Raw genomic sequence first — 21,225 nt, 5'->3', positions numbered from 1 at the left:
CGCTCGAGTCCGTCGATCGACCGGTAACCGGGGCCGTTCGAGCGGCGAATCGACAGCTGTGGGATCAGCCGTGATATGATATTATCGAACATAGTGTGTATTAGGTCGTTGGTGTCTTGCGATTTCCCGCCAGCGGCGAGCGAGTGGGTGTCAGTATCACGGCCCTGATCGGCCGCATCAGCGTTAGTTTTATATAGGTTGTCGCCCCTCGAATTCAGATACAATGTCTTCACACGACGCTCAGTCCTCTGACACCAGTCAGGGGGGTCGAGTTCTTCCAGGGCACGTTAGATTCCACTGACGAAATAGAGTCAGCACGTGTCTTCGATACGACCCTCCGGGACGGCGAACAGTCGCCCGGAACTTCGTTCTCCTACGACGACAAACGGCAGATCGCGTCCATTCTGGACGACATGGGAACCCACGTTATCGAGGCCGGGTTCCCCGTCAACTCGGACGCGGAGTTCGAGGCCGTTCGTGATATCGCGTCATCGACCCAGACGACGACCTGCGGGCTAGCCCGCGTCGTCGATGCGGACATCGAGGCCGCACTGGATTCGGGCGTCGAGATGGTGCATACGTTCGTCAGCACCAGCGACGTCCAGATCGAGGATTCGATGCACGCGACCAGAGACGAAGTCGTAGAACGCGCAGTCGAATCAGTCGAACGCGTCACTGAGACGGGGACTACCTGTATGTTCTCGCCGATGGACGCGACGCGAACCGACGAGCAGTTCCTCATCGAGATCATCGAGGCCGTCACCGAAGCCGGCGTCGACTGGATCAACGTTCCGGACACCTGTGGCGTCGCGACCCCCGGTCGGTTCCGGGCCATGATCGAGAAGGTCTGTACCCACACCGACGCGCGGGTCGACGTCCACACCCACGACGACTTCGGACTGGCCACGGCAAACGCCCTGGCCGGTATCGAAGCGGGAGCAGACCAGGCGCAGGTGTCGGTCAACTCGATCGGCGAGCGGGCCGGCAACGCCGCCTACGAGGAGTTCGTGATGGCCGTCGAGTCGCTCTACCAGACCGATACCGGTATCGACACGACGCGAATCACCGAGCTCTCGAACGTCGTCGAGGAGAAAAGCGGGATGGCGACGCCGGGTAACAAGCCCGTCGTCGGCGACAACGCCTTCTCCCACGAGAGCGGTATCCACGCCGCCGGCGTCATCGAGAACTCCGATACCTTCGAACCCGGCGTGATGACCCCGGAGATGGTCGGCGCCGAGCGCCGCCTGATCCTGGGCAAACACACCGGCACCCACTCGGTCCGCGAGCGCTTGGACGAACTGGGCTTCGTACCCACCGACGAGCAGGTACGAGCGGTCACCCGCCGTGTCAAGGACTTCGGCGCCGAAAAGCGTCGCGTCACCGTCGACGATCTAGAGCGCTTCGCCGAAGAGGCCGGCGTCGAACGCCAGTCCGAAACGGAGGAGGAGGAGGTGCGCGTTTAACGGATGTCCTCCCCGTTTGCCACCGTCCGCGAGCCCCTGCTGTCGCGCTCGAGTGACTCGAGTCACTCGAGTCGTCCAACCAGGGGCTCGTCTCGGATCGCCATGACTCGCAAGTGTTATGGTACTCGACGGTCCTACGAGAACGATAATGACAGTTCGCGCTTCCCTGTCGGCTCGTGTCAGCACGGTCGACACCAGCGCGCTCGCTCCGATTCGTATTGTAGGGGCGCTTTCGCCCCACTTCTAGTACCTCGTAGCTTCGGATCCGAACTCGTCGCACCGTTTTCACAGCGACACCACCACGACCGGATGGCGACGTCTTCGTCATCCGGAGCGATCCACACTCGCCGTCACGCGGCGGGAGGTAATCGATGAGCGAACGCGCAGCAAAGATCACACCAGCCGACGCGGACGAACAGGACGACGAACACCTCACCGACAGTGCAACACCGGACACAGCCCGCGAGGGCGACGCCGACACAGAGTCGGAGACGACGCCCGAGCCCGTCACCAACGGCGCCGACGCAGTCGTTCGTGCCTTAGAGAACGCGGGCGTCGAGTACGCCTTCGGCGTGCAAGGCGGAGCGATCATGCCCGTCTACGACGCGCTTTACGATTCCGACATTACGCACGTGACGATGGCCCACGAACAGGGCGCGGCCCACGCGGCCGACGCCTACGGCATCGTCTCGGGCGAGCCGGGCATCTGTCTGGCGACGTCGGGACCCGGCGCGACCAACCTCGTGACGGGACTGGCCGACGCCGACATGGACTCGGACCCGATGGTCGCCCTGACGGGCCAGGTGCCGACGGAGTTCGTCGGCAACGACGCCTTCCAGGAGACCGACACCACGGGCGTCACGACGCCGGTCACGAAGGCCAACACCTTCGCGACCGATTCGGATCGTGTCGGCTCCGACGTCAGCGAGGCGTTTGCCCTCGCGAGTGAGGGTCGACCCGGACCGACGCTGGTCGACCTGCCGAAAGACGTGACCAACGGCGAGACCGACCGCGAGCCCGATACCCCGGAGACGCCCGACACCTACGAGGTCCAGGAACGGGCCGACCCCGAAATCGTCGCGGCCGCAGCCGAACGGATCGAAAACGCCGAGCGACCGGTCATGCTACTCGGCGGCGGCGTCATCAAAGGCAATGCCAGCGAGGCCTGTCGCGAGTTCGCCACCGAACACGAGATTCCGGTCATCACGACGATGCCCGGCATCGGTGCGTTCCCCGAGGACCACGAACTCTCCCTCGAGATGGCGGGCATGCACGGCACCGGCTACGCCAACATGGCGATCACCCACTGTGATACGCTGATCGGGATCGGGACCCGGTTCGACGACCGCCTGACCGGCGGCATCGAGACCTTCGCGCCCGACGCGGAGCTCATCCACGTCGACATCGACCCGGCCGAGATCTCGAAGAACATCCACGCGGACTACCCGCTGGTCGGCGACGCAGCGACGGTCGTCGAACAGCTCTCGGAAGCGGTCTCCCAGTCGCCACAGGCGACGAAGTGGCGCGCCCAGTGTCAGCAGTGGAAATCCGACTACTCGATGGCCTACGACGCACCCGAGGACAAACCGATCCAGCCGGAGTTCGTCGTCGAGGCCTTAGACGAGGCGACCGACGACGACACCATCGTGACGACCGGCGTCGGCCAACACCAGATGTGGGCCTGCCAGTACTGGACGTACACCGAGCCCCGTACGTGGGTCTCGAGTCACGGCCTGGGTACGATGGGATACGGCCTGCCGGCGGCGATCGGCGCCCGCCTGGCGGCCGACGACGACCAGGACGTCGTCTGTATCGACGGCGACGGCTCGTTCCTGATGACGATGCAGGAGCTGTCGGTCGCGGTCCGAGAGAACCTCGATATCACCGTCGCCGTGCTCAACAACGAGTACATCGGGATGGTCCGCCAGTGGCAAGACGCCTTCTTCGAGGGCCGTCACTCGGCGTCGGACTACGGCTGGATGCCGGAGTTCGACAAACTCGCTGAGGCGTTCGGCGCGTCCGGCTTCCGAATCGACGACTACGACGAAGTCGCCGACACCATCGAGGCGGCGATCGACTACGACGGCCCCTCGGTGATCGACGTCCACATCGATCCACAGGCCAACGTCTTCCCGATGGTGCCAAGCGGCGGCGACAACGGACAGTTCGCACTCACGGAGGATCAGCTATGAAACGAGGATTAGAGGGACCGGCTCCGGAGGAACGACCGACCCCCGAGGGTCGACGCAACAAACAGGGCATTCGTATCGACCCCGAGGTCGAGGCGAAACGCGAGCCACGCCGGACCGTGATCTCGGCGCTGGTCAAACACGAACCCGGCGTGCTGTCGGACGTCTCGGCACTGTTCTCGAGACGGCAGTTCAACATCGAAAGCCTGACCGTCGGACCGACGAAGACCGACGAACGTGCGCGGATCACGGTCGTCGTCGAGGAGCCAGATCCCGGCATCGACCAGATCAAAAAGCAGCTGCGGAAGCTGGTGCCGGTGATCTCGGTTCGGGAACTCGAGCCCGACGCGATGCAACGAGAGCTTGCGTTGATCAAAGTCGACGCCGACGATCCCGCACAGGTCAGCGCCGTCGCGGAGATGTACGACGCGACCACCGTCGACTCGAGTCCCGAGACGGCGACGTTCCAGATCACGGGCTCGCGCCAGAAGATCGAGGCTGCGATCGAGACGTTCAGCCAGTTCGGGATCCGCGAGATCGCCCAAACCGGCACGACGGCACTCGCCCGCGGCACCGAAGAGACTGCGGCGCCTATCAGCGCAACCGAATCGGCAACCGAACAATCGACCCAACAAGAGTATCCAGCAGACGATGACTGACGAATTCACCACCGACATCTACTACGACGACGACGCAGACGTATCGACGCTCGACGACGAGACCGTAGCCGTACTGGGCTATGGGAGCCAGGGACACGCCCACGCGCTGAACCTCTCGGACAGCGGCGTGGACGTGGTCGTCGGCCTCCGTGAGAGCTCCTCTTCGCGGTCGGCCGCCGAAGCCGACGGACTTGAGGTTGCGACGCCCGCCGAGGCGGTCGCACAGGCGAGTTACGTCTCCGTACTCGTTCCCGACACCGTCCAGTCGGACGTCTACGAGAACGCGATCGAACCGAACCTCGAGAGCGGCGACACCCTCCAGTTCGCCCACGGGCTGAACATCCACTACAACCAGATCCAGCCACCGGAGGACGTCGACGTGACGATGGTCGCGCCGAAGAGCCCGGGCCACCTCGTCCGACGAAACTACGAGAACGACGAGGGAACGCCCGGCCTGATGGCGATCTACCAGGACACGACGGGCGACGCCGAAGAACGGGCCCTCGCGTACGCGAAGGGAATCGGTTGTACCCGTGCCGGCGTCATCGAGACGACGTTCCAGGAAGAGGTCGAGTCCGACCTCTTCGGCGAGCAGGCAGTGCTGTGTGGCGGCGTTACCGCGCTCGTCAAACACGGCTACGAGGCGCTCGTCGACGCGGGCTACTCGCCCGAGATCGCCTACTTCGAGTGTCTGAACGAGCTCAAACTCATCGTCGACCTGATGTACGAGGGCGGGAACATGGAGATGTGGAACTCCGTCTCCGATACGGCCGAGTACGGCGGTCTCACCCGCGGTGAGCGCATCGTCGACGAGCACGTCCGCGAGAACATGGACGAGGTCTTAGAAGAGGTCCAGAACGGCGAGTTCGCCCGCGAGTGGATCCTCGAGAACCAGGCCGGACGACCGACCTACAGCCAGCTCCGCCAGGCCGAACAGAACCACGAGATCGAAGAGGTCGGCGAGCGACTGCGCGACCTGTTCGCGTGGGCCGACGAGGAATCGGACGCCGAGGACGAGCCGGTCCAGGCCCAGGCCGACGACTGAAATCGAGTACGACCATCGACTACCGACTACCACAATGAGCCAGAACGAACCGACGACCGACACGATGGCCGACGTCAGCCACACCAACCCCTACACCGGGGAGACGGCTGGTCGGCTGTTCAGGCGCGGCCCAACCGTCGCCGCCGACGGCGGACAGCGACGGGCCGAGGGCGGCGAGGCGGCCGCGGCCGATTCGAACGGACGCACAGCCGAGCGACCGACCGAGACGATGGCGGACGTCGATCACACGCCGCCACACGACGCAGACGACGCGAACCGCGTCTTCGAGCGCGGGCGAGATCACACTGTAGACCCTGTAGAGGACGAGGAATGAGCGAACGCACACTGTACGACAAGGTTTGGGATCGACACAAAGTAACGACGCTGCCGACGGGACAGGACCAGCTGTTCGTCGGACTCCACCTCATCCACGAGGTCACGAGTCCGCAGGCGTTCGGGATGCTCCGCGAGCGCGACCTCGAGGTCGCCTATCCCGACCTGACCCACGCGACGGTCGACCACATCGTCCCCACGGCCAACCGCGACCGACCCTACGAGAACGACGCGGCCGAGACGATGATGGCCGAACTCGAGGAGAACGTCCGTGAGGCGGGCATCGACTTTTCGGACCCCTCGACGGGCGATCAGGGGATCGTCCACGTCATCGGACCGGAGCAGGGGCTGACCCAGCCCGGCAAGACGATCGTCTGTGGGGACTCCCACACCTCGACTCACGGCGCCTTCGGCGCACTCGCCTTCGGGATCGGGACCAGCCAGATCCGGGACGTGCTCGCGACGGGCACCGTCGCCATGGAGAAACAGCAGGTCCGCAAGATCGAGGTCGACGGCGAACTCGGCGACGGTGTCGAAGCGAAAGACATCATCCTCGAGATCATCCGCCGACTCGGTACCGAAGGCGGCGTCGGCTACGTCTACGAGTACGCCGGCGAGGCCATCGAGAACCTCGGAATGGAAGGTCGGATGTCGATCTGTAACATGTCGATCGAGGGCGGCGCCCGTGCGGGCTATGTCAACCCCGACGAGACCACCTACGAGTGGCTCGAAGCGACCGACTACTTCCAGGACAACCCCGAGAAGTTCGACGAGCTCAAACCCTACTGGGAGTCGATCACAAGCGACGACGACGCCGAGTACGACGACGTCGTCACCATCGACGCGAGCGAGCTCGAGCCGGTCGTCACCTGGGGCACCACGCCCGGACAGGGCGTCGGCGTGACCGATCCGATTCCGGAACCCGAAGCGCTGCCCGAGGACAAACAGGACACGGCCCGACGCGCACAGGAGCACATGCGCGTCGAGCCCGGCGAGACGATGGAAGGCTACGAGATCGACGTCGCCTTCCTGGGGTCCTGTACGAACGCCCGACTGCCAGACCTGCGCCGTGCGGCGAACATCATCGAGGGCCGTGAGGTCCACGACGACGTCCGCGCGATGGTCGTCCCCGGCAGCCAGCGGGTCCAGGAGGCCGCCGAGGAAGAAGGCCTGAAAGACACCTTCGAGGAAGCCGGATTCGAGTGGCGCAACGCCGGCTGTTCGATGTGTCTGGGGATGAACGAAGACCAACTCGAGGGCGACGAGGCCTGTGCCTCCTCCTCGAACCGAAACTTCATCGGCCGCCAGGGCAGCAAGGACGGCCGGACCGTTCTGATGAACCCACAGATGGTCGCTGCCGCGGCACTGAACGGAGAGGTAACTGACGTGCGCGAACTGAAGGAGGTGACTACCGTATGAGTCACGAGGACGAGCACCGCGAGGCCTCGGAACGAGCGAGTGGGCGAACGCCCGCGAGTATCGACGCCGAGGTTCGAGAGATTCGAACTGACGGCGGCGACGACGTCGAGATTCCCGAAGTCGATCACGTCTCCGGTTCGGGCGTTCCGATCCGCGGTAACGACATCGACACCGACCAGATCATTCCCGCACGGTTTATGAAGGTCGTCACCTTCGACGGGTTAGGAGAGTTCGCCTTCTTCGACCTGCGCTTCGACGAGAACGACGACCCCAAAGACCACCCGTTCAACGAGGAGCAGTACCAGGACTCCTCGGTGATGGTCGTCAACAGTAACTTCGGCTGTGGCTCCTCGCGCGAGCACGCACCCCAGGCGCTGATGCGCTGGGGGATCGACGCGATCATCGGTGAGAGCTTCGCCGAGATCTTCGCGGGTAACTGTCTGGCACTCGGCATTCCGACCGTCACCGCCGACAGCGAAACGATCCAGGAACTACAGGACTGGGTCGAAGCAAACCCCGACGAGGAGATCGAGATCGACGTCGACGCCGAAACCGTCACCTACGACGGGAAGACGATCGACGTCACCGTCGACGACGCCCAGCGCAAGGCCTTAGTCGAGGGTGTCTGGGACACGACGGCACTGATGAAGTCCAACGCCGGCGAAGTCACGAAGTTGGCCGAGGAACTGCCCTACGTTCCCGAGGAAGCGATTCCGGAAGCCGAATAGTGTAGCGTAGCCGATCGTCGCTCAGACGCAACCGTCGACTGATATCGGGTGCCACCAATCGAGATCGATTCCGGCCTCGATCACCGTATCGATACCCTCTTTTCATACCCGGCGTGATGGTTGGGTATGACTCACGAAATCGCCGTCATTCCGGGCGACGGAATCGGGCAGGAAGTGACGCCGGCCGCAGTCGACGTCCTCGAGGCCCTCGAGATCGACTTCGAGTTCGTCGAGGCCGACGCGGGCGACGCGGTAAAGGAAGAGACCGGCGAGGCGCTGCCAGCCGAGACCTACGAGCTGGCGGCGTCGGCCGACGCGACGCTGTTCGGCGCGGCCGGCGAGACGGCCGCGGACGTCATCCTCCCACTTCGGGAAGCCGTCGACTCGTTCGTCAACATCCGGCCGGCGAAGGCGTATCCGGGGATCGACGCCGTTCGTCCCGAGACGGATCTGGTCTTCCTGCGGGAGAACACCGAAGGCGTCTACGCGGGCCACGAGGACCGACTGACCCAGGACGTGTCGACGCTGACACGGGTCGTCACCGAGTCGGCCTCCGAGCAGCTCGCCGAGTTCGCCTGTGACTACGTCGCCGAGGCCGACGACCACGACGGATTCTCGATCGTCCACAAGGCAAACGTCATGCGCGAGACCGACGGCCTGTTCCGCGACACCGTCAAGGACGTAGCCGACGAGAACGGTGTCGAGACCGACGAAGTGTTGATGGACGCGTTCGCGACGCGGGTCTGTCTCGATCCCGAACAGTTCGACGTCGTCGTCTGCCCGAACCTCGCGGGCGACGTGCTCTCGGACCTCGCTGCCGGCCTCGTCGGCGGGCTCGGCCTGCTTCCTAGCGCCAACGTCGGTCCCGAGCGCGCGCTGTTCGAACCCGTCCACGGCACCGCCCCAGACATCGCCGGCGAGGGCGTCGCCAACCCGGCCGCAACGATCATCTCCGCCGCCATGATGCTCGAGCACCTCGGCTACGACGAGGAGAGCGTGGCCGTCCACGAAGCGGTCGAGGACACCCTCGAGAACGGACCGCGGACGCCCGACCTGGGCGGTGACGCCTCGACCGAAGACGTCACCCAGGCGATCATCGAGCGACTGTAATACTTACTGCCGGAGTGATGACACCGGCGACGGACGCCCGACTGCAGGCCGGGACCGCGAGTCTCAGGGCTGACAGTTATTGCGGGGGGCGTGGTACCGCGGCCTATGACCCGGGACGATACCCTCGCCGGCGTACAATCACGAATCGTCGAGACCGACCGCCTCGAGACCCACTTCCTCGAGTCCGGCGGGGCCGATTCGGCCGAGACCGAGGGCCCCGTCGTCTTCGTTCACGGTAACGTCTCGTCCTCGCGATTTTTCGAGGACGTCATGGTCGAGTTGCCGGATCGGTATCGCGCCGTCGCGCCCGACCTGCGAGGGTACGGCGACTCGGAGACCAGACCCGTCGACGCGACAAATGGCCTCGGCGATTTCGCGGGCGATCTCCGAACGCTGTTCTCGGAACTGGACCTCGAAGACGAGGAGTCGGTCACGCTGGTCGGCTGGTCCAACGGTGGCGGCGTCGCGATGCGGTATGCGATCGACAACCCCGAGGCCGTCGACGAACTCGTCCTGGTCAACCCGCTCTCGCCCTACGGCTTCGGCGGGACGAAAGACGAGGAGGGGACGCCGTGTTTCGACGACTACGCCGGCTCCGGCGGCGGGCTCGGCAACGACGAGTTCGTCGCGGGGCTGGCCGAGCGCGATCGCGGCGAAGAGGGCGAATCCTCACCGCGCAAGGTCCTGCGGACCTTCTACGTCGATCCGAGTCACGTCTTCGACGAGGAGCGAGAGGAGTCGTACCTGACGGGGATGCTCGACACTGTCACGGGCGAGAAGAACTATCCGGGCAACTCGACGCCGAGTGACAACTGGCCCGGCGTCGCACCCGGCGACCGTGGCGTCAACAACGCAATCTCGCCGAAGTACTGCTCGCTCGAGGAGATCACCGAGATCGAGCCCGACGCCAAGCCGCCCGTGACGTGGGTCCGTGGCGACTCGGACCAGATCGTCTCCAACGAGTCCGTCTTCGACATCGGAACGCTCGGCCGGATGGGAGAGATCCCCGACTGGCCCGGCGAGGACGTCTTCCCGCCACAGCCGATGGTCGACCAGACCCGTGCCGTCCTCGAGGCGTACGCCGACGCCGGCGGCGAGTTCGAAGAGGTCGTTTTCGGGAACACCGGCCATACGCCACACGTCGAGGTTCCAGGGGATTTCCTCGCGGAACTCGAGGCCGTCCTCGAGTAATACTGCCGGACAGAACTACTGTGCGCAGTCGCCGCTCCCGTCTGGCGAATACGTTTCAGTGACTGCTGTCCGGCAGTATGAGTCGCGGCGAGCGCGAATCGCGGCATCTCATACCGGCTTCTGTCCCGCTGTCCCGCCGATCCCCAGGGCGGGGTCGGCGATCGGCAAGACGTGACGACAGGGGACCGTCTCAGACGACGTCCAACGCGTCCCGGTCTGCACCCGCGAGTTCGACGAGTGCGTCGGCCTCGAGCAGGTGACACTCCCCGGGGACGACGAGCAGGTGCAGCGGATCACCGAACTCGCGCTCGGCGAGGTCGGTCATCGTGCCGGCCTCGACCAGCGGATCGGGGCTGCCCGCGCGGGCGACGACGACGCCGACGAGGTCGGGATACTCCTCGGCCAGGAGTTCGGCACCGACGTCTGCGGTCATGTACTCGTCCTCTTCGGTTCGTTCGTGGCCGACTTTAATGTCGAGATAGACGACCGTGTGCAGACCGTCCTCGCGGTTCGCGTCGATCGTCTCCGTGACGCTTGCGGGAAGCCCGTCGGCCCCGTGGGCGTAGGGGAAGGGGAGCGTCGTCGCCTTTCCGAAGCGGTAGTTCTGGAGTCCGGTCAGCGAACTGGTTGCCGTCTGGGCTGTCACGCCGTGGATCACCCGCGTCTCGATGCCGCGTTCGTGAGCCCGCAGCCGCAGATCGACGTGAGTCGTCGAGATCATCGTATCGCCCGCGGTCAGGAAGGCCACATCCTCCGTCTCGGCGGCCTCGAGGATGTCTTCGGGGTGTTGTTCGACCCCCGCCCGGTCCCGGACCTCGATGTCGATCCCGTGGTGGGACTCGAGGTCGTCGACGGACGTTCCGATCAGCTTGCTGGTGTAGAACTCGGCGTAGGCCCGATCAGCATTTCGTAGCGCTTCCTGGCCCTCGACGGTGATCGAGCGCTCGTCGTAGAGTCCGAGCCCGATGAACGTGAGCATGGAGGGGATAGTTCGAGACGGCGTTATAAGGTTTCGAGTCGGCAATTCGGTACTGTCCCTCGAGCGGCGTCCCAGCCGTCAGTGTCGATCGCTACGGTGGTGGAACTAGACGGGTCTCGTCCCCACGGGAGAATAATTAGCCTGGTCTAAATCCATCTCTGGAGCTAGGAAATATACTTAGTCATCTAATCGAACTTTAGGATAATGGATCTCAGTCCGGTTGCAGAGGACTATCTCAAAGCGATCTACCATCTCGAGGACGAGTACGGCCGTTCGGTTCGAACGACCGAGATCAGTGAGGAACTCGACGTAACCTCACCGACGGTCACGAGCATGCTCGACTCGCTCGACGAGCGTGGACTCGTCGACTACACCCCGTACCAGGGCGTCGAGTTGACCGACCGTGGTGAGGAGATCGTCCTCCAGCTCGTCAGGAACCACCGACTGTTGGAGACGTTTCTGATGGAGTATCTCGACTACTCGTGGTCGACGGTCCACGACGAAGCCGACCGCCTCGAGCACCACGTCAGCGACGAGTTCACGCGACGGCTGGCAAGATTTCTCGGCGAACCGGCGACGGACCCACACGGTGATCCAATTCCGGACGCAGACCTGCGGATGCCCGACGAGTCGCCGTACACCCCATTAACCGAGTACGAACCCGGTGACAACGTGACCGTCGAACAGGTGCCACACCGGGATCCGGACGTTCGCGAGTACCTCTCGCAACATCGAATCGGTCCGGGGACGCGACTCGTCGTCGACGAGGTGTCGCCCATCGATCTGGTGACCGTCGTTCCATCGTCGACAGATACGTCCGTTGCGTTGCCGACCCACGTCGCCCGGCGTATCGGTGCTCGAGCCGTCACGAAGTAGAACGACGGACCAGTCAGTCTGGCGAACCCCAGACTGTACTATTACACAACGGAATTAGACTAGGCTAATTCATCTATTTTGTTCGGAAAACTCTTGTACTAGTTGGCGGAAGGTGGTGGTGATGACAAAGAACTCGAACCAACGCACTGGCGCACTGTCGCGGAGAGATTTCACGCTGCTGGGCGGTGGGACGCTCGTCGCGGGACTGGCAGGCTGTCTCGGCGGCGACGACGATCCGGAACTCGACGTCGACGAGAACACCGTCATTGCATCGATGCCAGCGCTCTGGGATTTTACCCGGCAAGTGGTAGGAGAGGACGACGACACGCTCGAGTCGTTCGACATCGTCCCTGTCGGTAAACACGGTCACGACTGGAACCCCGAGCCGGCGACGGTCGAAGACATCGACCACGCTGGCGGCTTCGTCTATATGCGGGATTTCGCTTCCTGGCAGGACGACGCTGCCGAACAGCTCGAGGCGGACGACGACACGACCGTGATCGACGCCTCGGAGGGAATCGAGTTTTTCGACAGTCCCGCCGAAGACAACGACGAACACTGGTGGATGGATCCCGTCTACTGTCAGGATGGCGTCGACAACATCGCCGACGGACTCGTCGAGATGGATCCCGACAACGAAGAATACTACCGGGACAACGCGGCAGCGTTCAACGACGAACTCCAGGAACTCCACGAGGACATGCAGGACATCGTCGACCGGGCGGAACTCGATTCGATTGTCGTCGCGACGCACGACTCCTTCCAGTGGTGGTACCAACAGTACGACATCCGGGTGGAGTCACCCGTCGGGACGTCGCCGGACGACTCGGCGAGTCCGGACGAAGTCGAGGAGATCGAAGAGCTCATGGACGAACGGGACATCGAACACGTCCTCTACGACGTGGGCGAGCCGGCAAAGCTCGCCGAGTCGCTGGCCGAGGAGACGGGTGCAGAGATCCTCCCGCTTTCCCCCATCGAAACGCAGATCGACGGAGCCCCGGAACTCGACACCGGCATCACGATGGAACCGGACTGGGGCTACATGGACCACTTCTACGAAATCAACCTCCCGTCGCTCGAAACGGCCCTCCAGGCCGAGTAACGTTTAGAGAGACACAACTTTATCCTTATAGCCGCCAAATACGCACTAAGACGAAACAGCCACAATGACATCTGCTATTTCCGTCGAGAACGTCAGCTTCGCCTACAGCAACCAACCGGTGCTGAGAGACGTCTCCATGTCGATCGAGGAAGGGGAATTTCTGGGATTGGTCGGTCCCAACGGGTCGGGGAAGACGACCCTGCTAGAGATCATGCTCGGATTACGGTCGCCGGACTCCGGTCACGTCGAGTTGTTCGATACACCCGTCGAGGAGTTTACCGAGGGCACACGACTGGGATATGTCTCGCAACACTCGACGGACGCCGACTCGATGATGCCGGTCACCGTCCGCGAGGTCGTCGAGATGGGGCGATATCCACACGCCGGTCTCAGGCGACTCAGTTCGGACGATCACGCCATCATCGACGAGGCGATAGCGAAAGTCGGAATGGAGCCGTTCGCCGACCGACGGATCAGCAACCTCTCGGGGGGACAGCGACAACGAGCGTACATCGCCCGTGCGCTGGCGTCGGAGGCCGACCTGCTCGCGCTCGACGAACCGACGGTCGGCGTCGACGCCGACGTCGTCGAACAGTTCTACGACCTCCTCACCGAACTCAACGAAGACGGGATCACGATCGTCCTGATCGAACACGACATCAACACCGTCAGCGAGTACGCAGACACGATGGCCTGTCTCGACGGTGAGCTGTACGAACACTGTGAGACGGGGCCGTTTCTCGAGAGCGGCGCGTTAGAACAGGCGTTTAGCTCGGCCAGAGCAGTCAGCTCGAGACAGGTCGCGGGGGGTGACTGACGGTGGCAGTCGAGCAGGGCCGGCAGCGGTGGGACGTCGGACTTCTAGCGGTCGGAATTCCGCTGGTGTTACTCGCGTTCGGCGCGTTCATCGTCTGGGTTTTCCCGCCGCTCTTCGATCTGTTCTGGGGTGGAATGGAAACGGTATTCAACGGCCACTGGCTGGTCAGGAGTACGTTCATCCAGCACGGGTTCACCGCGGGCGTACTCATCGGCGTTACTGCACCGGTCGTCGGCGCGTACCTCGTCAACCGTCAGATGGCTCTCATCGGTGAAGCTCTCGCACACACGGCGTTCGGGGGTGTCGCGATCGGACTGTTCGTCGGTGCGTCCGTCCCGGCGTTGGACTACCCACTCGCGTGGGCGATGGTCGTTGCAGCCATCTCTGCGCTGGGAATGCAGTACATCGCAGTGAAAACCGACGGGTATGCGGACATTCCCATCGCGATCATGCTCACTGGCGGGTTCGCCGTCGGGATCGCGGTGATCTCTTACGGCGTCGTCTTCAGCGCGACCGTCGAGAGCTACCTGTTCGGCGACATCCTGTTCGTTCCCTTCGAGAACGTCCAGTTGATGGTCGGACTCGCGTTGCTCGTTGGTCTCACCATCGGGTTGACCCACAAACAGCTGAAGTTCATCACGTTCGACCGTGAGGCAGCACGGCTCGCACGGATCAACGTCTGGTTCTACGACACGCTGTTGATCGTCCTGACGGCGCTGGTCGTCGTCGCGGCCATGCAGATCCTCGGAGCGATCCTCGTGGCTGGAATGCTCGTCATTCCGGTCGCCGCAGCGATGCAGATCACCAACAGCTTCAACCGCGGGCTCGTCCTCTCGGTCGTTTTCGGTCAGATCGCCGTTATCGGCGGCATTCTCCTTTCGTACGACCTGGGTGTCGCGACCGGTCCCATGATCATCATCACCGCGATCGTCATCTACCTCGGCTCACTCGCACGCGGTAGCTAGCAGTGATTTCTCCTGCCGGACAAAACTATTGTGAGAGTTCGCTGCTTCCGTCCGGCGACCCCGCTTCAGGACTCCTGTCCGACAGTATGACAACCGGTCGTCCCACACCTATGACTAACGACCGAATTAGCTCTGCCTAAAAATATAATTTCTATACCCTAGCTTTAATATCCCATTCGACGTAGCAACGATTGCACTCCGGACGACCGGAGTGTGGAATCGGCTCGTGTTCCGGCTTCCCGGATCACTGCAATGCCAGGTGAACTCCTGCGAGAAGGGACGAGAGCGTTCGTGGTCAGTCTCGCTCTCGAGAATCGAGCGGTTTCGTCCATTTCCCTCGGACCATGCTATCTCAACCTTGTCGATTAGTGTCTGTTGTGTTTCTCGAACTGACTATCGTCTGGTCCACCCATAGCTAATGAGAGTTTGATAAGACTAAATCAAAATCTATCCTACCCTAGTTTTAATAGTTCGTTCGGCGTAGCAACGATTGCACTCCGGAAAGCCGGAGTGTGGAATCGACTCGTGGTCCGGCTCCCCGGAACACTGCAGCGCCAGGTGATCGTGCCTCTTGGACGGTCAGTCCCACTCTCGTCGGACAGAATCGAGCGGTTTCGTGCATTGCCCTCGATTTCACACGATCCTGTCCCTTGTCACGTTCCCCAGAGCAATCGTCGTCACTCGTCAGACGAGTTCGATCCCGATCAAAAGGAGATGTGTGACGTCGACGTCGGCCCACCCTCGTCTTCGGTATCGTTGTCGTCGATACCACCCTCGCCAACGAACGACAACTCGTCGTCGGTGAGACGGATCGTGCCGTCGTCGCCGATGCTGATCTCGACCGACGGTAGCGTCGTGTCGGCTGCCTCGCCGTTGTCACAGTAGCCCGAGCAGGCGTCGAACATCGACCCGTGTCGCGGACAGATGAGCTGTCCTTCCCGCATCGGAACGCCATCACCGGTGTCGAACCGCTGGTCCTGGTGCGTACAGCGGTTGATCCACGCCTCGACGTCGTTGTCGGCCGGAGTCCGACTGCCAGTGGAATCGTGTTCCACGCTATCCTCGCAAGGAACGAGGATCGCCTCCTCGCAGTCGCCGTACTGGTCTCGTACCGTAAACAGCCACGATCCCTCCTCGAGGACTGTCGCCACGGTCGTGAGCTCCCGCATATCGCCTATTTGCGTTCGGCCGCCGGAAAACCGTTCACGCTGCACGTCGACGGGTCGTGGGCGGTCCACCGCCGGAGCGTCGCGAAACGTCACCGTTACGGCGACTCGTCGGCTCCGTCCGGGTATGGACGTGCCCTGCGTCCGCGTCCCGCGCGAGGAGGGCGAAGCCACGCGACAGCGACTCGCGGACGCGGACCTGATCGACGACGGCTACGAGCTCACGGTCGACGACGGCAGTCTCTACATTCCCGTCACCGACCCCGAAGCGGTTCCCGACGACCTCGAGGTCGCTTCCCGGCCGCTCGAGGAACGCGAGAGCCAGACCACGCCTGCTGACCTGCTCGGATACGAGCCGTCCTACGAGCGACTCGGGCGGGCGGCCTTACTCGACGAGGACGACGACGAGCGCGCCCGCGAGATCGCCGACGCGATCCTCGAGTCGGATCTCCCCCTCGAGACCGTCCTGAACAAGCAATCGAAGGTCAAAGGTGAGACACGGGTCCGCGACTGGGACCTGCTGGCCGGCGACGACACGGAGGTCGTCCACCGCGAGTACGGCTGTGAGTTCGCGTTAGATCTCGCCGAGGTATACTTCTCGCCGCGGCTGGCAACCGAACGGAACCGAGTCGCCGAGCAGATCGGAAGCGGGACGCGTCGCGCCTCGGAACGCGCAAACGGGCAGCACCAACAAACGACGAACGAACGGGCGTTCGACATGTTCGCCGGCGTCGGTCCCTTCGTCATCCCGTTCGCGAAACGCGGCGCGGAGTGTGTCGGTGTCGACGTCAACGCGGACGCGATCGAGTATCTGCGGGAAAACGCCCGTCGAAACGGCGTCGAAGACCGCGTCACGGCGATTCGTGCGGACGTGACCGAGATCGCCGACGAGTACGAGGGGTGGGCCAACCGCATCGTGATGAACCTCCCACACAGCGCCGACGAGTTCCTCGAGTCGGCCGTCACCATCGCCGGCGACGACTGTACCCTCCACTACTACGATATCCAACACGAAGACGACCCCTTCGGGCCCGGAGAGCAGGCGATCCGCGAGGCCGCCGACCCCGAGTACGACGTCACAGTCGAGACCGAGCGTGTCGTTCGCTCGTATGCCCCACACGAACTGAACGTCTGTCTGGACGTCCGCCTCGAGCGCTGACCTGACTCGAGTCGCACGCGAACAATCCCCACGACCGGAACGATTCGCAATCCTTATGGCTGGTATCGCCCCTACGATTAGGTGGACACGACGCGTGCCGGTGTAGCTCAGACTGGCAGAGCGAATCCTTCGTAAGGATTAGGTCGAGGGTTCAAATCCCTCCACCGGCTTGTCTTCTGCGACGAACATCACGTGAGGAGCGAAGCGAGCCGTGGAGGGATTTGAATCAGGGAGGAGGTTGCTCCGACCGTGGTTCAAATCCCTCCACCGGCTTACTTTTGCCGCGAGCAAACTCGTGAGCGGCAAATCCCTCCACCGGCCCGTGTTCTACGATGTCTACTGTCCAGACGTCCGCGATTTCGTTCGGCGTCGTCGCCTCGAGGAGAGCGAGTCGGTCATACTGCCGGACAGCAGTCAGTAACACGTCGGTCGCGAACGCGCGGCCGTCACCCGTTGGGACGGCCACAGTCGCGCGACCGATCGGTGAATCGTTCTGTCCGGCAGTATCAGGACTGCCAGTACGCTTTCGTCAGTAACACGAGTACTGGGAAGATCTCGAGTCGGCCGATCCACATGTAGAGGATCATCAGGAGTTTCGAAGAGGTCGGGAACTCGAGATAACCGCCCATCGGTCCGGTAACCGTTCCAAGTCCTGGGCCGATGTTGCCGAGAGTCGCGATCGACGCGCTGATGACGTCTAGCAGTTCAACCTCGAACCCGACGCGGGCGGCGTCGGCTGCGAACAGACCCACGCCGACGAAGAAGATCACGATGTACAACAGGGTAAAGGCGTAGATCCCACGGATCGCTTCCTCGTCGAGGGCACGGCCGTTCATTCGCACGGGACGGACCGCTTCTGGATGAACCGACGTGAAGAGTTCGCGGCGAAGCGTCTTGAGGATCACCAGCCAGCGAAGCACCTTGATCCCACCGCCGGTCGACCCGGTGGAGCCGCCGATGAACATCGCAAACAGCAAGAGTCCCTTCGCGGGACCGCTCCACGCGTCGAAGTCCATGTTCGCATACCCCGTCGAGTTCGTCAGCGAAGCGATCTGGAAGGCGGCATACCGTGCCGATCGCTCGAGGTTGCCGCCGATCTGGCCGGTCGCGGGCGTTTCGAGTGCCGAGAGAAAGAGCATCGCCGTCCCGACGATCGTGAGACCCGAGACTGCTCCGAGATAGAGTCGGAACTCGTTGTCGCGGACGAGCCGCCACGGGTCGCCCGAGATGACGTGCCACCACAGCACGAAGTTGACCCCCGCGACGAACATGAACGGAACGACGAGCCACTGAACCGCGGGAGAGAACGCTTCGATGCTCCGCGCTTCCGGCGAGAAGCCACCGGTCGGGAGCGTCGTGAAGCCGTGAGCGAACGCGTTGTAGAGATCCATATTCGGCGCGTAGCCAAGCAGATGAAGCGCATACAGCAACGCGATGAACAGGGCCGTGAGACCGACGTATGCGATCCAGAGGACGCGAGCGGTTTCAGCGATATGTGGCGTCAGCTTCGAGACGCCCGGACCGGGCGTTTCGGCTTCCATCAACTGTGCTCCACCGACCGCCAGCTGTGAGAGGATCGCGACCGCGAGGACGATGATCCCCATGCCGCCGATCCACTGGGTAAGCTGGCGCCACATCAACATCGCTCGAGAGTGGGTGTCGAACGAGATGTCGCCCATGACCGTCGCGCCAGTCGTCGTGAATCCACTCATACTCTCGAACAGGGCGTTTACCGGCTGTGAGACGGTCCCGTTGCCCGCGAGGACGTACGGGACGGCACCGAAGACGGCGACGAGCAACCACGCCATCGCGACGATGAAAAACGCCTCCCGCGCACCCGGATCGGGGTCGGGATCGAGTTGGCGAAGTCCAAGACCGAATCCGGCGGTGAGGAGCATCGAGACGACGAACACCCACAGGTCGTCGCCGCCGTAGAGAAGCGCGACGACGATCGGCACCGTAAACGCGAGCGAGACGAACGCGAGGATCGTCCCGACGAGACTCAACCCGGCCCGCCAGTCGACGTGGAGGGTCCATCGCATTCAGATCGCCTCCAGAATCTCGTCGAGAACGGCTGCGTCGACGAAGACGACGACGTGATCCCCGGGTTGGATGACGGTCGTCCCTCGGGGTGTGATGTGTTCGCCATCGCGGCAGAGAGCGCCGATGACGACCCCATCGGGGAGCTCATCGGTCACGTCCTGAATCGGTCCGGCGAGGAGTTCGCTGTCTTCGCTGACCTCGAACTCGATAACCTCCGCGCGATCGTGTTCGAGCATCGCGAGTTTCTCCGTGTGATCGGCACGTGTAAAGCGGACGATCTCCTCGGCGGTCTCCTCACGAGGGTTTACGGCGACGTCGATACCGACCGTTTCGAAGAGGTCGGCGTACTCGAGATTTTCGATCACTGCGACGGTGCGGTCGACGCCGAGTCGGCGAGCAAGCAGTGAGGCGAGTAAGTTCTTTTCGTCACCATCGAGGGCCGAAATGACGATATCCGCCTCGTCGATATGCTCTCGATCGAGAAACTCGATATCGGTCGCATCGCTTTCGAGTACCAACGTGTCGGTGAGTGTTTCGGCGACGTCGCGAGCTCGGACGGGGTCTTGCTCGATGAGTCGTGGCCGATAGCCGTGGGATTCGAACTCGCGAGCGGTCTGGTATCCGATTTCGCTGGCCCCGACGATGACGATCTCGTCCGCTCGATCGCCGCCCGCCACCGCAATATCGGTACCGAAGTCGGCGACGGATTCGTGGCTGCCGATCACGACTACCCGGTCGGTCGGTCGGAGAACGGTGTCACCGCTGGGGACGATCATCTCCCCGTCACGGAAGACCGCCGCGAACGTAAGGGAGTCGTACCGATCGGCCTCGTGGACGGGTTCGTTGGCTACGGGGCTGTGTTCGTCGATATCGAACTCGGCCATCCGAACGAGACCACTTGCGAACAGGTCGACGTCCTGTGCCGCTGGCAGTCCGCAGATCCGAAAGATCGTCTGGGCGACCAGCAGATCGGTACAGACCATGAAATCGACGCCGAACGCGTCGTCCGAGTCGTTCCACGTCTCGAGCAGAGTTCGACGCCGGACGCGAGCGATCGTAAACGTATCCGAAACCGTCTTCGCCGCCCCACAGACGACGACGTTCGTTTCGTCGCTGTCCGTACAGGCGATTACGAGACCGGCCTGATCGATGCCAGCCGCTCGAAGCGTCTCGAGTTCGGTTCCGTCGCCGTGGATCGCGAGGACGTCAAGCGAGTAGGTGAGATCCTCGACGATGGTATCGTCGCGGTCGATTACGACGACATCGTGTGCGGTCTCGAGATTTTCGGCGATCGATCTGCCGACGTCACCAGCACCAACGATAATCACGCGCATCGATACCACCCTCGTTTCTTTTCACTAAGACTGCACATATGAGATCGTGTGTAAGCCCGGAGCGGTTGTCGCGTCTCGACTGGAGTAGTGGACGGCTGTGGATCGACTCGGGCTCTGTTCCGCCCACCTGTATATCAGTTCGTATCGGCGTGGAATTTATAAATCTACTGCAGCTGATTTCGATACAGAAATTGAATGGCCTCAGATTTGCTATTCAAAAAGAGATTCGGCATTTAGATTCGGGTTAAGGAGGACAACGTACGGCTGAGAGGGAGATGAAAAACTGATCAAGGATGGAATTAGGGTGACTGAGGAGACAGTGGCCAACAGTCGGCAGCAACGGATCGCAGCCACTGCCGCTCGAGCACAGAGAGGGGGGCAGCTATCCGTCGGCTTCACACGTACCAAACCATGTTGGGGCCAAATCTTTTCCCGTCGAACCATATGGTCAACTGCGGGCATACCAGAGTCGTGAATACTGGTCCCGCCAGACACGACTGACCGCCGGCAACGGTCACTCGTGGACATCATCCACTTTCCTCCACGGACGGCATCGAAGTTCATGTCGAAAGGTCGTCCAATAGCGGTTCTTCTCCCCATCCGGAACGGAGAGCCAGGGACGACCTCTCCAAATCTTGTTACTTGTT

General features: G+C 62.7%; 19 protein-coding genes and 1 tRNA gene. 16 read left to right on the top strand and 4 right to left on the bottom strand.

Going from position 1 to position 21,225, the window contains the following annotated elements:
- Positions 1-248 precede the first annotated feature (248 nt).
- From RBH26_RS13950 to RBH26_RS13910, 9 genes are all read left to right on the top strand, one after another.
- Complete coding sequence (locus RBH26_RS13950; RefSeq protein ID WP_306759045.1) at positions 249-1,463, top strand: 2-isopropylmalate synthase; 1,215 nt, start codon at positions 249-251, stop codon at positions 1,461-1,463.
- Positions 1,464-1,834: 371 nt separating this feature from the next.
- Positions 1,835-3,655 (top strand): biosynthetic-type acetolactate synthase large subunit, encoded by a 1,821-nt coding sequence (gene ilvB, locus RBH26_RS13945; protein ID WP_306758967.1) that lies wholly within the window; start codon positions 1,835-1,837, stop codon positions 3,653-3,655.
- Complete coding sequence (ilvN, locus tag RBH26_RS13940; RefSeq protein WP_306758966.1) at positions 3,652-4,311, top strand: acetolactate synthase small subunit; 660 nt, start codon at positions 3,652-3,654, stop codon at positions 4,309-4,311. Before ilvB ends, ilvN begins: the two co-directional genes overlap by 4 nt.
- Positions 4,304-5,356 (top strand): ketol-acid reductoisomerase, encoded by a 1,053-nt coding sequence (gene ilvC, locus RBH26_RS13935; RefSeq protein ID WP_306758965.1) that lies wholly within the window; start codon positions 4,304-4,306, stop codon positions 5,354-5,356. Before ilvN ends, ilvC begins: the two co-directional genes overlap by 8 nt.
- 34 nt (positions 5,357-5,390) lie before the next feature.
- Positions 5,391-5,690, top strand: coding sequence for a hypothetical protein (locus RBH26_RS13930; RefSeq protein ID WP_306758963.1), 300 nt, complete (start codon positions 5,391-5,393; stop codon positions 5,688-5,690).
- Positions 5,687-7,108, top strand: coding sequence for a 3-isopropylmalate dehydratase large subunit (gene leuC, locus RBH26_RS13925; RefSeq protein WP_306758962.1), 1,422 nt, complete (start codon positions 5,687-5,689; stop codon positions 7,106-7,108). The genes RBH26_RS13930 and leuC overlap by 4 nt, the downstream gene beginning before the upstream one ends.
- Positions 7,105-7,836 carry a 3-isopropylmalate dehydratase small subunit gene (leuD, locus tag RBH26_RS13920; RefSeq protein ID WP_306758960.1) on the top strand — a complete coding sequence of 244 codons (732 nt, stop codon included), beginning with the start codon at positions 7,105-7,107 and terminating at the stop codon, positions 7,834-7,836. The genes leuC and leuD overlap by 4 nt, the downstream gene beginning before the upstream one ends.
- Positions 7,837-7,962: 126 nt before the next feature.
- Positions 7,963-8,946, top strand: a complete 984-nt coding sequence (locus RBH26_RS13915) for an isocitrate/isopropylmalate family dehydrogenase (RefSeq protein WP_306758959.1) — start codon at positions 7,963-7,965, stop codon at positions 8,944-8,946.
- A 105-nt stretch (positions 8,947-9,051) separates the two neighbouring features.
- On the top strand, positions 9,052-10,137 hold the full coding sequence (locus RBH26_RS13910; RefSeq protein ID WP_306758958.1) for an alpha/beta hydrolase: 1,086 nt from the start codon (positions 9,052-9,054) through the stop codon (positions 10,135-10,137).
- Between the two features lie 190 nt (positions 10,138-10,327).
- Here RBH26_RS13910 and dph5 read toward each other — a convergent pair whose 3' ends face one another.
- Positions 10,328-11,116, bottom strand: coding sequence for a diphthine synthase (gene dph5 / locus RBH26_RS13905; RefSeq protein WP_306758957.1), 789 nt, complete (start codon positions 11,114-11,116; stop codon positions 10,328-10,330).
- Positions 11,117-11,320: 204 nt separating this feature from the next.
- Here dph5 and RBH26_RS13900 point away from each other — a divergent pair, with 204 nt between their 5' ends.
- From RBH26_RS13900 to RBH26_RS13885, 4 genes are all read left to right on the top strand, one after another.
- Complete coding sequence (locus RBH26_RS13900) at positions 11,321-11,992, top strand: metal-dependent transcriptional regulator (protein ID WP_306758956.1); 672 nt, start codon at positions 11,321-11,323, stop codon at positions 11,990-11,992.
- Positions 11,993-12,113: 121 nt separating this feature from the next.
- Positions 12,114-13,094 (top strand): metal ABC transporter substrate-binding protein, encoded by a 981-nt coding sequence (locus RBH26_RS13895; RefSeq protein ID WP_306758955.1) that lies wholly within the window; start codon positions 12,114-12,116, stop codon positions 13,092-13,094.
- Positions 13,095-13,158: 64 nt separating this feature from the next.
- Complete coding sequence (locus tag RBH26_RS13890; RefSeq protein WP_306758953.1) at positions 13,159-13,911, top strand: metal ABC transporter ATP-binding protein; 753 nt, start codon at positions 13,159-13,161, stop codon at positions 13,909-13,911.
- A gap of 2 nt (positions 13,912-13,913) precedes the next feature.
- Entirely contained in the window at positions 13,914-14,876 is a 963-nt protein-coding gene (locus tag RBH26_RS13885; protein ID WP_306758951.1) for a metal ABC transporter permease, read from the top strand.
- Between the two features lie 704 nt (positions 14,877-15,580).
- Here RBH26_RS13885 and RBH26_RS13880 read toward each other — a convergent pair.
- Complete coding sequence (locus tag RBH26_RS13880; protein WP_306758950.1) at positions 15,581-16,045, bottom strand: Rieske (2Fe-2S) protein; 465 nt, start codon at positions 16,043-16,045, stop codon at positions 15,581-15,583.
- A 124-nt stretch (positions 16,046-16,169) separates the two neighbouring features.
- Between RBH26_RS13880 and RBH26_RS13875 the strand changes: the two genes are divergently transcribed.
- The 3 genes from RBH26_RS13875 (at position 16,170) to RBH26_RS13865 (ending at position 17,622) form a co-directional block, all read left to right on the top strand.
- Complete coding sequence (locus RBH26_RS13875) at positions 16,170-17,201, top strand: class I SAM-dependent methyltransferase family protein (RefSeq protein ID WP_306758949.1); 1,032 nt, start codon at positions 16,170-16,172, stop codon at positions 17,199-17,201.
- Positions 17,202-17,297: 96 nt separating this feature from the next.
- Positions 17,298-17,371, top strand: a tRNA-Thr gene (locus tag RBH26_RS13870).
- A 41-nt stretch (positions 17,372-17,412) separates the two neighbouring features.
- The gene (locus tag RBH26_RS13865; protein ID WP_306758948.1) at positions 17,413-17,622 is read left to right on the top strand and encodes a hypothetical protein; all 210 of its coding nucleotides are present in this window, start codon (positions 17,413-17,415) and stop codon (positions 17,620-17,622) included.
- Between the two features lie 85 nt (positions 17,623-17,707).
- Here RBH26_RS13865 and RBH26_RS13860 read toward each other — a convergent pair whose 3' ends face one another.
- Positions 17,708-19,243 carry a TrkH family potassium uptake protein gene (locus RBH26_RS13860; RefSeq protein ID WP_306758947.1) on the bottom strand — a complete coding sequence of 512 codons (1,536 nt, stop codon included), beginning with the start codon at positions 19,241-19,243 and terminating at the stop codon, positions 17,708-17,710.
- A complete protein-coding gene (trkA, locus tag RBH26_RS13855; RefSeq protein ID WP_306758946.1) occupies positions 19,244-20,578 on the bottom strand; it encodes a Trk system potassium transporter TrkA in 1,335 nt (444 codons plus the stop codon).
- Positions 20,579-21,225 lie beyond the last annotated feature (647 nt).

It is taken from the genome of Natronolimnohabitans sp. A-GB9, from assembly GCF_030848565.1.
In the GTDB taxonomy this organism is placed as follows: Archaea; Halobacteriota; Halobacteria; order Halobacteriales; family Natrialbaceae; genus Natronolimnohabitans.
The sequence above is the reverse complement of the archived record's forward strand: the minus strand, read 5'-3'. Positions and strand labels throughout refer to the sequence as shown.

What these genes read in the sequence shown, in the direction of transcription:
- ilvB (WP_306758967.1), top strand. Translation starts at nt 1,835, where the DNA reads ATGAGCGAACGCGCAGCAAAGATCACACCAGCCGACGCGGACGAACAG.
- ilvN (WP_306758966.1), top strand. Translation starts at nt 3,652, where the DNA reads ATGAAACGAGGATTAGAGGGACCGGCTCCGGAGGAACGACCGACCCCC.
- ilvC (WP_306758965.1), top strand. Translation starts at nt 4,304, where the DNA reads ATGACTGACGAATTCACCACCGACATCTACTACGACGACGACGCAGAC.
- RBH26_RS13930 (WP_306758963.1), top strand. Translation starts at nt 5,391, where the DNA reads ATGAGCCAGAACGAACCGACGACCGACACGATGGCCGACGTCAGCCAC.
- leuC (WP_306758962.1), top strand. Translation starts at nt 5,687, where the DNA reads ATGAGCGAACGCACACTGTACGACAAGGTTTGGGATCGACACAAAGTA.
- leuD (WP_306758960.1), top strand. Translation starts at nt 7,105, where the DNA reads ATGAGTCACGAGGACGAGCACCGCGAGGCCTCGGAACGAGCGAGTGGG.
- RBH26_RS13915 (WP_306758959.1), top strand. Translation starts at nt 7,963, where the DNA reads ATGACTCACGAAATCGCCGTCATTCCGGGCGACGGAATCGGGCAGGAA.
- RBH26_RS13910 (WP_306758958.1), top strand. Translation starts at nt 9,052, where the DNA reads ATGACCCGGGACGATACCCTCGCCGGCGTACAATCACGAATCGTCGAG.
- dph5 (WP_306758957.1), bottom strand. Translation starts at nt 11,116, where the DNA reads ATGCTCACGTTCATCGGGCTCGGACTCTACGACGAGCGCTCGATCACC.
- RBH26_RS13900 (WP_306758956.1), top strand. Translation starts at nt 11,321, where the DNA reads ATGGATCTCAGTCCGGTTGCAGAGGACTATCTCAAAGCGATCTACCAT.
- RBH26_RS13895 (WP_306758955.1), top strand. Translation starts at nt 12,114, where the DNA reads ATGACAAAGAACTCGAACCAACGCACTGGCGCACTGTCGCGGAGAGAT.
- RBH26_RS13890 (WP_306758953.1), top strand. Translation starts at nt 13,159, where the DNA reads ATGACATCTGCTATTTCCGTCGAGAACGTCAGCTTCGCCTACAGCAAC.
- RBH26_RS13880 (WP_306758950.1), bottom strand. Translation starts at nt 16,045, where the DNA reads ATGCGGGAGCTCACGACCGTGGCGACAGTCCTCGAGGAGGGATCGTGG.
- RBH26_RS13875 (WP_306758949.1), top strand. Translation starts at nt 16,170, where the DNA reads ATGGACGTGCCCTGCGTCCGCGTCCCGCGCGAGGAGGGCGAAGCCACG.
- RBH26_RS13860 (WP_306758947.1), bottom strand. Translation starts at nt 19,243, where the DNA reads ATGCGATGGACCCTCCACGTCGACTGGCGGGCCGGGTTGAGTCTCGTC.
- trkA (WP_306758946.1), bottom strand. Translation starts at nt 20,578, where the DNA reads ATGCGCGTGATTATCGTTGGTGCTGGTGACGTCGGCAGATCGATCGCC.